Origin of the sequence: Glycomyces albidus (assembly GCF_009451885.1) — a bacterium.
GTDB lineage: Bacteria > Actinomycetota > Actinomycetes > Mycobacteriales > Micromonosporaceae > Glycomyces > Glycomyces albidus.
Genome location: NZ_WIAO01000001.1, coordinates 35,965 through 48,328 on the forward strand (window position 1 = coordinate 35,965; position 12,364 = coordinate 48,328).

Here is a 12,364-nt window from a genome sequence, read left to right on the forward strand (position 1 = left end):
GGCGGCTCAGAGGTCGCCCGGGAACGGCAGGGCGTGCCGCTGCGCGGCGGCGCGCCCGAGGTCGGCGGCCAGGTCCTTGAGGACCGTGCCGGCCAGGACGGCGACGGGCACGGCCAGCGCCAGCTCGGGCCCGGACCCGATCACCTGGCCTTCGACGGCGCGCAGCGCCGACCCGAGGAACACGACCGCCCCGGCCAGGACCCACACCGCGACCCGCGCGATCGCCCGCGACCGCAGCAGCCGCGCCGCCGCGGCCCGGAACGCCTCGGTCGCCGGCGGGACCAGGTCGAGCGACAGCTCCCGGTAAGCGGCCCACACCCCGCGGTTCGCCGTCCACGCCAGGGCGAGCGATCCCGCCCCGAGCGCCAGCGCCGACACCGCCGGGTCGGCGCCGGTCACGCTCGCATAGCCCCAGCCCGCCAGCGCGACCACCGGTATGAAGGACACCAGGGCGGCGCGGCGCAGGGTCCGCGCCCACGGCGGGGAGGCCTCCAGGATCGCCTCGACGGCGTCCCAGTCGCGGAAGTGCAGCTCGACCGCGATCGCCGAGGACGCGGCCGCGGCGGTGAGGGCGAACAGGGCGGCCCCGGCGATCCACCGCCACGGCTCGGGGTAGACCTCCGCCCAGGACGCCTCGTGCCCGGTGCCGTGCGCCAGTGTCAGGGCGGCGGTGTTGCCGACGGCGGGCGCCGCCGCGAGGGCGGCGAAGAAGTACACGAACGGCGGCACCGACACCCACCCGGTCGCGCCCCGCGCGATCCGGGGCCGGTCCAGCAGCGGCCCGAACACCATGTCCCCGAGCGGGTTCACCGCCACGAACACGCGCGCCGCGACCAGGAGCGTCCGCCTGGCCTGCCACGCCGCCGCCATCGACTGGAGCAGCCCGATCACCGCCACCGCCACGGCCGAGGCGGCCAGCCACCATCCCATGCGCGTCCCTTTCGCCCGGTTCCCGACCATGGTACGGACGGACCGCAAACGCGGTGCACCCCAGCGGGGCCACGCCGGTCCCGGCCTTGCGGCACCGGGCCGCTCGCAGCGCCCGCCCCCGGGCCTGCGGGCCGGGGCGGGCGGCGGGACCCGACGCGACCGTGCCGGGGCTTCGCACGGAACGGTGAAGGGATCGGTCCGCCCGGCCGCCACCCGCACCGCGCGGCCGCGCCGGCGGCCCGGCCGCAATTGGGTTGCACCCCAACGCGACCACGCCACCGGTAGCATCACCGCGTGCCCCCACTCCTCACCGCCGACCGGTCGTCCCTGCGAGCGAAATGGACGGCCGTCCTGGCCGTGGCAGCGGTCGCGCTGGCCGCAGTCTTCTGGGACGGGTTGCGGGACACCGCCCGCGGTCTCGTGCCGACCGCGAGCGAACGCTTCGACTGGGACGCGGCCGACCTCGTCCGCGCGGATCCCGCGGCCGATCCCGCCGCGCTCGGGGACGGCGTCGACGACCCCGCTGCCGCCGGTTCGGCGCGGCTCGCCGCCGGCGGCCTGGTCCTCGACCTCGTCTGGGAAGCGGAACTGTCCCCGGCCGCGGTCCGCGTCGAAACGTACGAGGACGCCTTCGGCGCCGGGGTGCGCATGGCCGTCGCCGCCGACTCGACCACCGAAGGCGGCCCGCACTGCCTCAACGCCCGCCTCACGACCGACGCGGACCCGATCCTCCTGCAGGCGTGCTCGCGCGCCGACCGGCACGAGCCGCCCCGCACGACCGCCGAGGACGGCTGGCGACCCGACCACCTCTTGCTCACCCAGACCGCGAACCTCGACCCGGGCCAGGCCGCGACCGCCCCGCTGGTCGACTACTACGGCCTCGGATTGGACCTCGGCAACAGCTACGACACCGGCCTGTGGGGCCCGAACAGCTGGTGGCCGCAGCACTCCCCGCTGCCCGAATGCGCGACCGCACCCCGTCTGATGCTCCGCCTGGACGACCTCCACCTCACCGACCGCTACGCCGACCCCGACGCGCACACCGGCGCCCCCGAAACGACCGCCGCACCCGAGCCGGCCTTCCCGGTCGAGGGCCGGCTGCTGCTGCCGGCCTGCATCCAGGTCGGCACGGACCTGCGCATCGACCTCGTCGCCACCGAGCCGTTCACCGGCACGGCACCGGTGCCCCTGGCCCGCTGGGTCGAGTTCAACGCCGCCAGCGCCGAACCGCAGCGGCTGCGGACCGCCGTCGCCGTCGACATCCGCACCTGCGAGGCCGCGACCGCGGACCGGTGCTCCAGCGCCGACCTCGGCCCCGGCCCGGACGCCAACAACGGCGTCGCGAGCGACTGGATGACCGAACTCCTCGACCCGTGAAGCAACCGCCGCACCGCTGCGGCTCCGCGGCCGCAAGCCCCCCCACGCGCCTGGCCGTTTCCGAGGCGCGGATGCCCTGCAGCGACACCCCCGCGTCCGGCAGCCGCGCCTCACCTTCAGGACGACGCCGGTATGCGCTCGGCGAGACTCCAAGGGCCGCCCGGACGGAACCGCTGTCGGTCGCCTGTCGGTGATCTCCGCGGCCAGTCGGGAAGGCGCAGGCGGTGCCGCTCGCCCGCCGCCGATACCGCTTCGGGACCGGTCGAGCCGACCTCACCGCGTAGCCGCGGCAGCCGCACGGCCGCTCGCACCGCCTCGAAGGCGCTCCGGTCCGCACGGGCGGCCCGAGCCGGGGCGGCAGAATCCTCGGCGTGCTCGAGGACCCCCGCCACTCCCCCATCGGTACGCCGCTCAGTGCCGCGAAGGCACTGGCGCACAACACCGGGAACCAGGCCACCGGCGGGATCTGGGCGGTCTCGGGGCCCGGCGGGGACGCGGTGCTCAAGCACCTCACACCGGCCGGGACCGGGCACGACCACTGGCCGGCCTCCGCCGACCCGCGGCACTGGAACTACTGGCGGCGCGAGTACCTCGCCTACACCAGCGGGTTCGCCGCCGGCTACGGCGCCGACGCCGGGATCGGCGCGCCGGCGCTCCTCGCGGCCGGCGAGCGGGCGGACGGGAGCCTGGAGCTGTGGCTCGAACGCGTCCAAGGCGTCCCGGGACGGGACTGGACCGTCGAAGACCTCGCCGAGTTCGCGAACCGGCTCGGGACCGTGCAGGGCCGGCCCCGCGCCGAGCTCGAATGGCACTCGCGCGGCTTCCTGCGCCAGTACGCGGGCCGGCTCGACGTCGGGCCCCTGGACTGGGACCACCCCCGCGCCGCCGCCCACTGGCCGGCCGACCTGCGCGCGGGACTGCGCATGATCTGGGAGCGGCGCACCGACCTGTTCGACCGCACCGAGACGCTCCCCCAGACCGCCTGCCACCTCGACGTGTGGCCGATGAACCTCTACCGGCGCACCGGCGGCGAGTTCGCCCTGTTCGACTGGTCCTTCACCGGCCGCGGCGCCGTCGGCGAAGACCTCGCCAACCTCATCGCCGACACGTTCTTCGACGGCCTCCAGAGCGTCGACCGCCTCGCCGACACCGAGACCGCCCTCACCGGCGCCTACCTCCGCGGACTCGCCCGCGCCGGGCACCGCGGCGAGGCCCAGGCCCGAATCGCCGTCGCGGCCGCCGGCGCCGCCAAGTACTGTTGGCTGGCCCCGGCCATGCTCACCCGCCTCGCCGCAGGGCGACCGGTCGGCAGCGCCGACTACGACAGCAGCGGCGACGACACCGACATCCTGGAGCGGCGCCGCCCGATCTTCGCGATGCTCGTCCGCTGGGCCCGCACCGCACTCGACGCCTGAAAGCACGCCATGCCCGTCACCGTCACCCGTCAGTACGAGATCCCCGACGCCGAGCTGCGCTGGCGGTTCTCCCGCTCCTCGGGCCCCGGCGGGCAGGGCGTCAACACCACCGACTCGCGCGTCGAACTCGTCTTCGACCTCGCCGCCACCAAAGCGCTCCCGCCGGCGCTCGTGGAGCGGGCCCTGGCCCGCCTGGAAGGGCGCCTGACCGACGGCGTGCTCGTGATCGCCGCCTCGGAGTTCCGGTCCCAGCTGCGCAACCGCGAAGCCGCCGCCGAACGCCTCGGCGAGGTCCTGCGCCGCGCGATCGCGGCCCCGCCGCCGCCCCGCAAGGCCACCAAGCCCTCCAAGGGCGCCAAACGCCGCCGCCTCGAAGACAAGAAGCGCCGCTCGCAGACCAAGCGCCTGCGCCGCGACACCGGCGACTAGCGCCTGTCTCGTCCTGAAGCCGGGTCGAAGCGCGCCGGCCGGCGCGCCCTGCCGTCGGCGCTCGGCCTGGCCGATCCGCGGGGGCCGGCCGCTCCCGACGCGGGCGGGGGCACCGGTTCGACGGCTCGCCGCCGCGGCCTCAGCGCAGGCGGTCCAGGCGCTCGTCCAGGACCCGGTGGAGGGCGAGGCGGTTCTCCTCGTCAAGCCAGGCGGTGCGGACCTGCTCGTTGTTGCCGCCGGGCGTCTCGTGGTCGGCGGCGAGGCGGTCGAGCGACCGCGACTCGTCGCCGAGCGCGAGGCCGACGTTGCGGAACATGCTCCGCACGTACCGGGCCGCGTCCTCGGCCGGGACGCCTTGGGCCACTGCCCACTCGGTGAGCGAGCCGAGGTACCCCAGGTGGGTCGAGACGGTGGCCGTCAGGGCCGAGTAGACGGCGAACGACGCCTCGTCGGGGATCGCGAGCGTGCCGCCGAGCGGGTCGAACAGCGCCGCCGCGGCCGGGTGCGCGGGATGGACGACCGTGACGCTCGCACGGGCGCGGACCGCCGGGAGCGGGATCGCGCGCACCAGCGTGGCGTCGGTGCGCAGGAGCCGGCGCAGTTCGGCGATACCGACGCCGGCCAGCGCGCTCACGACCGTCTTCTCCGGGCGCACGTCGAGTCCGGCGAGCACCGCCTCGCGGTGCTCGTAGCGGACCGAGAGGAGCACCGTGTCCGCGCGGTCGACGACTTCCTGGTTGCTCCCGCAGACCCGCACGGACGGGAACCGGCGGGCCAGCGCGGCCGCGTTCGCGGCGCCCCGGGGCGAGAGGAAGAACGCCGGCGGGTTCGCTCCCGCGCACCGGCCCTCCACGATCGCGGAGGCGATCTCGCCCACGCCGACGACCCCGACCGAACCGTTGGTGTCCATCGATCCCCTTCCGTCCCTGCCGATCCTAGTGTCCAGTGCGTCGGTGGATCCGGAGCCGTTCGGTCGGAGACGGTGCGGCTCGCGAAGGCTGCCGGAGCGGCGCCGGGCGGCCCGGCCTCCCGGCGGGGCCGAACCCGGGCCGCCCGGCAGCGCGAGGCGGGCACCGGGGCCGAAGGATGCCCGCTGACTGACAGGACCGGCCCGCGTCGGACCCCCGTGCGACAGTGGTGGCCATGACGACCGCCGCCCAACTGCGCAAGACCGCGCTCGCCAACCCCGGCGCCGCCGCCGAGGGCACCGCCTATACCGTCGCCGGCACCGTGTTCGCCGCACTCGACGCCGACAAGCGCGTGCACCTGCGCCTGCCCGCGAGCGAGGCCGAGGACCTGGCCGCCCAGATCCCCGCCGCCGAACGCACACCCCAGGGCGTGCGCGTCCCGGTCGCCGGCATCGGCGGGCAGGCCCTGAACCACTGGGTGCGCCGCGCCTGGACCGCCGCCGCCCCGCCCGACCTCGCCGCACAGGCCGCCCGCGCCGAGCAGGCCCGGCCCGGCGACGTCGGCGACCTGCCCGGGGCCATCGGGCGGCCCGCGACGCAGGCGCTGGCGAACGCGGGGATCACCCGCCTCGACCAGGTCGCCGCGCTCGGCGACGCGGAACTGGCGGCGCTGCACGGGGTCGGCCCGAAGGCGATCCGGATCCTGCGGGAGGCGGTCGCCCGGCGGTAGCGGCCCGGTCCGTTACTCGCCCATGGTGATCACGATGTTGCCGCGGGCGCGGTGGGAGTACATGCGCGCGACCGCCGCCGGCGTCTCCTCCAGCGGGTAGGTGCGGTCGATGACCGGCCGCACGGCGCCGGAGGCGACGAGGTCGGCGACCGCGGTCAGGCGCTCGGGCGTGAAGCCCCCGTCGACGGACCTGACGTCGGCGCGCCCGGCCGCCCCCAGGAGGGTCGCGCCGGCCATCTTGGCGAGCCCGGCGAGCAGGCCGCCGGAGTTGCCGATGCTGTTGGGCAGGTACACGCCGCCGGAGGCGAGCGCGCGGAGGACGCGCCGCGGCGGGTGGTTGAGGACGTTGTCGAGGATCGCGTCGTACCGGTCGGGTCCGGCGGTGAAGTCGGTCGCGGTGTAGTCGATGGCGCGGGCCGCGCCCAGGCCGCGGACGAGGTCGAGGTTGGCCGGCCCGCACACGGCGGTCACCTCGGCGCCGCGGTGGCGGGCGATCTGGACCGCGAAGGTGCCCACGCCGCCGGAGGCGCCGTTGACGAGGATCCGCTGCCCCGGGCCGGCGGCGAACACCTCGGCGACGGCCGCGTGCGCGGTCATCCCGGACATGACCGAGGCCGCCGCGTCCGCGAACCCGATCCCCTCGGGCTTGGGGATCAGCCGGTCGGCGCGGGTGACGGTGTACTCGGCGAACGTCCCGGCCGTGGGGAACCCCGAGCCCCACTTCGTGCCGATCACGGCGTCGCCGACCGCGAAGCCGGACACGCCCGCACCGAGCGCTTCGACCGTCCCGGCGACGTCGGTGCCGCGTACCGCGCCCTTCGCGCGCGCCGACAGCCGCAGCACGTACGGGACGCCGGCCACGGCGATCCAGTCGGGGGTGTTCACGCTCGTGGCCCGCAACCGGACCAGGACCTCGCCGGGGCCCGGTTCGGGCCGGTCGACGTCGGTGACGCGGAGGACCTGCTCGGGCGGGCCGAAACGGTCCTGGACGACGGCTTTCATAGCGCTCCTCGAGGAGTCGGGGTGGGTCCTTGAACCGTATGCCCCGCACCGCCGCCCGCGCCTCGGCCGAGTGGCCGAACCCGGTCAGGCCTCCGGCAGCGGCTCGCCGAAGTCGGGCGTGCCGTCCGCGCGCCACCCGAACGGCTGCACCCGGCAGTGCCGGTCCGGGTTGTCCAGCGGGTCGCCGACGATCTCCTCGTAGGAGCGGGCGTGGAAGACCAGGAGGTCGCGGCCGTCCTCGTCGACGGTGAACGCGTTGTGGCCAGGCCCGAAGATCCCGGCGGCCGCACTCGTGGCGAACACCGGCTCGGGGTGCTTCGACCACGACGCCGGGTCGAGGAGGTCCGCGTCCGCGTCCGCCGACAGCAGGCCCACGCAGTACTCGGCGCCCGTGCCCGACGCCGAATAGGTGATGAACACCTTCCCGTTGCGCACCAGCGCGTACGGGCCCTCGTTGACCGCGAACCGGACGGTCTCCCAGTCCAGTTCGGGGCGGGAGAGCTCCACCGGGTCGCCCTCGATCGTCCACGGGTTCGCCAGCGCCGCCAGGAACAGGCTCGTGTTCGACCCCGGCAGGCCCGGGTCGTGCTGCGCCCAGCACAGGTACTGGCGGCCGCCGTGCGCGAACGTGGTCGCGTCGAGGGAGAACGAGTCGATCGGGGTGCGGATCTGCCCTTTCTCGGTCCACTCGCCCGACAGCGGGTCGTCGGCACGGTTCTCCAGGACGTACATGCGGATCTTCCACACGTCCCCGGTGGCCGTGTCGGCCTCGCCGGCCGCGAAGTAGACGTACCAGGCGCCGTCCACCCGGTGCAGCTCCGGCGCCCAGATGTGCGAGCCCATCGCGCCCTCGGGGTGCTTGACCCAGATCGTCGACTCCGGCGCCTCGCGCAGCCCCGCGAGGGTGTCGGCGGTCCGCAGCACGATCCGGTCGTAGGCCGGGACCGTGGCCGTGAAGAAGTAGCGGCCCTCGTGCCGCAGGATCTGCGGGTCGGCGCGCTCGAGGATGAACGGGTTCGGCAGCGTGCTGCCAACAGTGTTGTTATCGGTCACAACACGGATCCTACAACTCCACCCGCACCGACCCCGCCGGCTCCACCTCCGCAGCACCCGCCGACTGCCCCGCCACCCACGACGCCAACAGCTCCGCATCCGCACACGCCAGATCGAACGTCACCACCTCACCGAACCCCACCTCCGCCAACCGCACATCCTCACGCAGCCGCAGCAGCCCCTCAAGACTCCCCGCCACCCCGTAATCCACCCGCACCAGCAACCGCGGCCACACCGCCAACTCCACCACCCCGGCCGCCTCCACCGCCGCCGACACCGCACCCCCGTACGCCCGCACCAACCCGCCCGACCCCAGCTTCACCCCGCCGAAATACCGCGTCACGATCGCCAGCACATCCGTCAACTCACGACCCCGCAACACCTCCAGCATCGGCAACCCCGCCGTCCCCGCCGGCTCACCGTCATCACTCGACCGCGCCACCCGACCCTCGTCCAGCACATACGCCGTGCAGTGATGCGACGCCTCCCAGAACTCACGCCGATGCACCGCGATCCGCTCCCGCACCGCCGCCTCCGAACCCACTCGGAACAACGAGCACACGAACCGCGACCGAGTCACCACCGACTCCGCCACCACCGCATCCACCGCCAACGCACGCATCATCAACCCACGACGCCGTGCTCCCACGCCCACGCCGCGATCTCCACCCGATTCCGCGCCTGCAACTTCGAGAACAACGCCTCCATATGCGTCTTCACCGTCGACACCGACACGAACAACGCCTCCGCGATCTCCGCATTCGTCTTCCCCCGCGCCACCAACTCCACCACGTCCAACTCACGCTCGGTCAAAATCCCGACCGCCTTCGGACCGTCCTTCACCGGCTCGCTCAACCGCTCCAACAACCGCACCGTCACCGACGGCGACACCAGCGACTCACCGCTCGCCGCCGCCCGCACCGCCTCCACCAGCAGCGTCGGACCCGAATCCTTCAACAAGAACCCCGTCGCACCCGACCGCAACGCCCCGTACACATACTCATCCGTATCGAACGTCGTCACCACCACCACCCGCGGACCCGACCCGTTCCCACCCGCCAGCAGCGTCCGCGTCGCCTCCAGACCGTCCAACCGCGGCATCCGGATATCGAACAAGCACACATCCGGCTTATGCCGCCGCGCCTCCGCCACCGCCACCACACCGTCAGGAGCGTCCGCCACCACCTCCATATCCGGCTGAGCATCGATGATGGCCCGGAACCCGGCCCGAACCATCTCCTGATCGTCTGCGATGAGCACTCGGATAACCACGCCCAGAGCCTAACCGGCCCTCACACCGCCGCACCCGCCAGTTCCGGCTCCCGCACCCCCGCCGACTCCCGAACCGGCGCCTCCACCGACGACCGCGCCGGCACCGCCGACACCACCGCCTCCCGCTCCAGCACCGCCTGACGCCGCGCCGCGCGCTGCCGGATCACGAACGTCGTGGTCACCATCACCAGCCAGGTCCCCTCCAGCAGGATCAGGCCCCAGTCGCGGCCGATCACCGCCGCCGTCAGCAGGATCGAGCACGCCGAGATCACCAGCCCCAGCGACGCCGGCTTCGTCGCGTGGATCCGGTGGGTCTGCAGCAGCAGGAAGTTGGTGATGTACAGGAGCGCGCCGAGGATCTGGAGCATGATCCGGACGTCGAAGTCGTGCATGAAGAACACCCTTAAGCAAACGAAGGCAGGCAGGAAGGAACCCGCGCCCGAGGCGCGGGCAGAACGAGAGAAGGAACCGCCGAGCGGCTACAGCGACGCGGCCGGATGGTCGGCCGGACGGCTCCGCGCGCAGACCACGAACGCACCGCCGCGCCGCACCCGCGTCTGGAGCGACCCGCAGACGCACCGCGTCCACACCGTCGCGCCCGAAGCGCTCCGGTGCCGGGACACGGTCGTCACCGGATCATCATCGGGCCAACCGCAATACGGGCAGCAGAGCATAACCGTGTCCTCCTCACAAGGCATCGGAACGCAGAACGGAACGAGCGCACACCCGCCGGCACCAGACACCGGCATCACGCTCACGATCGAGGTTAAGGTCCCATTCGTCCGGGCTACAACACCTGGGCGACGATGGTTTGCGAAACTCATCGTGAAGCCACGACTTAACTGCGCACAGGCCGGCCCGCACGCGCCGCCGACCGGATAGGGGCCACACGAGTGATCGACCTCCGACGCCTGCACGTCCTCCGGGCCATCGCCCACCACGGGACCGTCTCCGGCGCGGCCAAAGCACTCCACATGTCGACCTCCGCCGCCTCCCAGCAGATCCGCCTGCTCTCCAAAGACCTCGGCGTCCCCCTCCTCGAACCCGTCGGACGCGGCGTCCGCCTCTCCTCCGCCGCCCAGATCCTCATCGCCCACATCGACGCCATCGAAGCCATGTGGCGCCTCGCCGAAGCCGAACTCCAAGCCACCGAAGGCGAACCCTCCGGACTCCTGCGCCTGTGCGGCTTCCCCACCGCCATCGCCACCCTCCTCGCCCCCCTCGTCGACACCGCCCGCGACCGGCACCCCAAACTCGAACTGCGCCTGCGCGAAGCCGAGGCCTCCGAGAGCTTCGACCTCCTCTTCGCCGGCGAGGCCGACCTCGCGCTGGTCGAGGCCACGCCCGACAACCCGCCGCCCGAGGACATCCGCTTCGACGCGCAGACGGTGTTCAACGACCCGTTCGACCTGGTCGTGCCCGCCGACCACTGGGTGGCCGCGACCGACAAGGCCGACCTGCGCGACCTCGAGCGCGAACCGTGGATCCTCGGCGTGCCAGGGTCGATCCACCGCCGGCATGTGCTCACCGCCTGCTCCAACGCCGGGTTCCGGCCCACGGTGACCGGCGAGGCCCGCGAGTGGCCGGTCATCGCCGTCATGGTCCACCACCGGATGGGAGTGGCGCTGATCCCGCGGCTGGTCGACCTGCCGCACCACCTCGACCTCGTGCGGGTCCCGATCGGCGGCCCGTACACCCCGTACCGGCACTTCCGGGCCGTGACGCTGCGCGGCGGGGCCCGCCGGCCGTCCGTGGCCGCGGTCATGGCGCTGCTCGACGAGCGCATCCGCGCGGCAGAGGGGATCGACCCCGCCGCCTGAACGCCCCTATTCGGACACTCGACTCCGTTACGCTGATCGCATGTTCGACAACGGCGGCGCTGCTCCCAAGGAGCGCGCGGAGGGCGAGGCTCCCAGGCACCTCCGCGTCACGGGCGGCGCCCAGCTCTCGGGGGCGATCGACGTCAAGACCTCGAAGAACGCCTGCGTGGCACTGCTGTGCGCGAGCCTGCTCAACCGCGGGACCACGACGCTGCGGCGCGTCGCCCGCATCGAGGAGGTCAACCGGATCCTCCGCGTCCTCGCCTCGATGGGCGTGCGCTACGAGTGGATCGAGCAGGACCTGCGCCTCACCCCGCCCGAACGGCTCGACCTGACCCGCATCGACGCCGACGCGGCCCGCCGCACCCGCTCGATCATCATGTTCCTCGGCCCGCTCCTGCACGAGTACCCGGAATTCGAACTGCCGTTCGCGGGCGGCTGCGAGCTCGGCGACCGCACCGTCGAACCCCACATGGTGGCCCTGCGCCGCTTCGGCCTCGCCGTCGAGACCTCCGGCGGCGCCTACTGCGCCACCGTCAAGGACCGCGTCGACCCGCCCGGGACGATCGTGCTGACCGAGCGCGGCGACACCGTCACCGAGAACGCGATCATGGCCGCCGCCCGCTTCCCGGCCGTCACCGTCATCCGCAACGCCTCCTGCAACTACATGGTCCAGGACCTGTGCTTCTTCCTGGAGCACCTCGGCGTCCGCATCGACGGCGCCGGCACCACCACGATCACCGTCCACGGCCGCGAAGACCTCGACGCCGACGTCGACTACGCGCCCTCGGAGGACCCGATCGAGGCCTGGAGCCTCATCTCCGCCGCGATCGTCACCGAATCGGAGATCACCGTCCGCCGCGTCCCCATGGAGTTCACCGAGATCGAACTCGCCCTCGCCGAGGAGATGGGCCTGGTGTACACCCGCAGCCCCGAATACCTCGCCGAGAACGGCCGCACCCGCCTCGCCGACCTCACCGTCCGGCCGTCGCGCCTGCGCGCGCCCATGGACAAGATCCACCCGATGCCCTTCCCGGGCCTGAACATCGACAACCTGCCGTTCTTCGCGCTCCTCGCCTCGTGCGCGGAGGGCTCGACGATGATCCACGACTGGGTGTACGAGAACCGCGCGATCTACCTGACCGAGCTCAACCGCCTCGGCGCCCGCGTCCGCCTGCTCGACCCGCACCGGCTCCATGTGGAGGGACCGGTCGAATGGGCCGGCGCCGAGGTCACCTGCCCGCCCGCGCTGCGGCCGGCCGTGGTGCTGCTGCTGGGGATGCTCCGCGCCCGCGGCACCTCCGAGCTGCGGCACATCAACGTCATCCACCGCGGCTACGAGCACCTCGCCGAGCGCCTCCAGCTCCTCGGCGCCGAGATCGAGCACATCTGAGCCGGCCGCGCCCGGACATCGACAGGTGCGCCCGC

General features: G+C 73.5%; 13 protein-coding genes and 1 pseudogene. 7 read left to right on the plus strand and 7 right to left on the minus strand.

What is annotated here, in order from left to right:
• Positions 1 to 6 precede the first annotated feature (6 nt).
• Positions 7 to 930 carry a hypothetical protein gene (locus GFD30_RS00215; protein ID WP_153023221.1) on the minus strand — a complete coding sequence of 308 codons (924 nt, stop codon included), beginning with the start codon at positions 928 to 930 and terminating at the stop codon, positions 7 to 9.
• Between the two features lie 294 nt (positions 931 to 1,224).
• Between GFD30_RS00215 and GFD30_RS00220 the strand changes: the two genes are divergently transcribed.
• The 3 genes from GFD30_RS00220 to arfB all read left to right on the plus strand — a co-directional run bounded on the left by GFD30_RS00220 (position 1,225) and on the right by arfB (position 4,151).
• Positions 1,225 to 2,307 carry a hypothetical protein gene (locus GFD30_RS00220; protein ID WP_153023222.1) on the plus strand — a complete coding sequence of 361 codons (1,083 nt, stop codon included), beginning with the start codon at positions 1,225 to 1,227 and terminating at the stop codon, positions 2,305 to 2,307.
• Between the two features lie 371 nt (positions 2,308 to 2,678).
• Complete coding sequence (locus GFD30_RS00225) at positions 2,679 to 3,722, plus strand: aminoglycoside phosphotransferase/kinase family protein (protein WP_153023223.1); 1,044 nt, start codon at positions 2,679 to 2,681, stop codon at positions 3,720 to 3,722.
• Between the two features lie 9 nt (positions 3,723 to 3,731).
• Positions 3,732 to 4,151: an alternative ribosome rescue aminoacyl-tRNA hydrolase ArfB gene (gene arfB / locus GFD30_RS00230; protein WP_153023224.1), complete on the plus strand. Its 420-nt coding sequence runs from the start codon at positions 3,732 to 3,734 to the stop codon at positions 4,149 to 4,151.
• Between the two features lie 139 nt (positions 4,152 to 4,290).
• Here the strand turns inward: arfB and GFD30_RS00235 are convergent, their stop codons facing one another.
• A complete protein-coding gene (locus tag GFD30_RS00235) occupies positions 4,291 to 5,061 on the minus strand; it encodes an NAD(P)-binding domain-containing protein (protein WP_153023225.1) in 771 nt (256 codons plus the stop codon).
• Positions 5,062 to 5,294: 233 nt separating this feature from the next.
• Between GFD30_RS00235 and GFD30_RS00240 the strand changes: the two genes are divergently transcribed.
• Positions 5,295 to 5,789 carry a helix-hairpin-helix domain-containing protein gene (locus GFD30_RS00240; RefSeq protein ID WP_153023226.1) on the plus strand — a complete coding sequence of 165 codons (495 nt, stop codon included), beginning with the start codon at positions 5,295 to 5,297 and terminating at the stop codon, positions 5,787 to 5,789.
• 12 nt (positions 5,790 to 5,801) lie between these two features.
• Here the strand turns inward: GFD30_RS00240 and GFD30_RS00245 are convergent, their stop codons facing one another.
• The 5 genes from GFD30_RS00245 to GFD30_RS00265 all read right to left on the minus strand — a co-directional run bounded on the left by GFD30_RS00245 (position 5,802) and on the right by GFD30_RS00265 (position 9,508).
• Positions 5,802 to 6,791, minus strand: a complete 990-nt coding sequence (locus GFD30_RS00245) for an NAD(P)-dependent alcohol dehydrogenase (protein WP_153023227.1) — start codon at positions 6,789 to 6,791, stop codon at positions 5,802 to 5,804.
• An 84-nt stretch (positions 6,792 to 6,875) separates the two neighbouring features.
• Positions 6,876 to 7,844, minus strand: a complete 969-nt coding sequence (locus tag GFD30_RS00250) for a glycoside hydrolase family 43 protein (RefSeq protein ID WP_322632773.1) — start codon at positions 7,842 to 7,844, stop codon at positions 6,876 to 6,878.
• Positions 7,845 to 7,854: 10 nt separating this feature from the next.
• Entirely contained in the window at positions 7,855 to 8,451 is a 597-nt protein-coding gene (locus GFD30_RS27415) for an IMPACT family protein (protein WP_407648950.1), read from the minus strand.
• A gap of 17 nt (positions 8,452 to 8,468) precedes the next feature.
• Positions 8,469 to 9,116, minus strand: a complete 648-nt coding sequence (locus tag GFD30_RS00260) for a response regulator transcription factor (RefSeq protein ID WP_322632774.1) — start codon at positions 9,114 to 9,116, stop codon at positions 8,469 to 8,471.
• A 20-nt stretch (positions 9,117 to 9,136) separates the two neighbouring features.
• Positions 9,137 to 9,508, minus strand: a complete 372-nt coding sequence (locus tag GFD30_RS00265) for a hypothetical protein (RefSeq protein WP_153023229.1) — start codon at positions 9,506 to 9,508, stop codon at positions 9,137 to 9,139.
• Here GFD30_RS00265 and GFD30_RS00270 point away from each other — a divergent pair.
• The 3 genes and pseudogenes from GFD30_RS00270 to GFD30_RS00280 form a co-directional block, all read left to right on the plus strand.
• Positions 9,507 to 9,998, plus strand: a complete 492-nt coding sequence (locus GFD30_RS00270) for a hypothetical protein (protein WP_153023230.1) — start codon at positions 9,507 to 9,509, stop codon at positions 9,996 to 9,998. The two genes, GFD30_RS00265 and GFD30_RS00270, sit on opposite strands and share 2 nt — an antisense overlap.
• An 11-nt stretch (positions 9,999 to 10,009) precedes the next feature.
• A complete protein-coding gene (locus GFD30_RS00275) occupies positions 10,010 to 10,936 on the plus strand; it encodes a LysR family transcriptional regulator (RefSeq protein WP_322632775.1) in 927 nt (308 codons plus the stop codon).
• A 91-nt stretch (positions 10,937 to 11,027) separates the two neighbouring features.
• Positions 11,028 to 12,329: pseudogene (locus GFD30_RS00280) on the plus strand (UDP-N-acetylglucosamine 1-carboxyvinyltransferase); the annotation flags it as partial.
• Between the last annotated feature and the right edge of the window lie 35 nt (positions 12,330 to 12,364).

Bases quoted from the DNA above. Each gene is read 5' to 3' on its own strand.
- GFD30_RS00215 (WP_153023221.1), bottom strand. From the start codon at position 930: ATGGGATGGTGGCTGGCCGCCTCGGCCGTGGCGGTGGCGGTGATCGGG.
- arfB (WP_153023224.1), top strand. From the start codon at position 3,732: ATGCCCGTCACCGTCACCCGTCAGTACGAGATCCCCGACGCCGAGCTG.
- GFD30_RS00235 (WP_153023225.1), bottom strand. From the start codon at position 5,061: ATGGACACCAACGGTTCGGTCGGGGTCGTCGGCGTGGGCGAGATCGCC.
- GFD30_RS00240 (WP_153023226.1), top strand. From the start codon at position 5,295: ATGACGACCGCCGCCCAACTGCGCAAGACCGCGCTCGCCAACCCCGGC.
- GFD30_RS00245 (WP_153023227.1), bottom strand. From the start codon at position 6,791: ATGAAAGCCGTCGTCCAGGACCGTTTCGGCCCGCCCGAGCAGGTCCTC.
- GFD30_RS00270 (WP_153023230.1), top strand. From the start codon at position 9,507: ATGAAGAACACCCTTAAGCAAACGAAGGCAGGCAGGAAGGAACCCGCG.
- GFD30_RS00265 (WP_153023229.1), bottom strand. From the start codon at position 9,508: ATGCACGACTTCGACGTCCGGATCATGCTCCAGATCCTCGGCGCGCTC.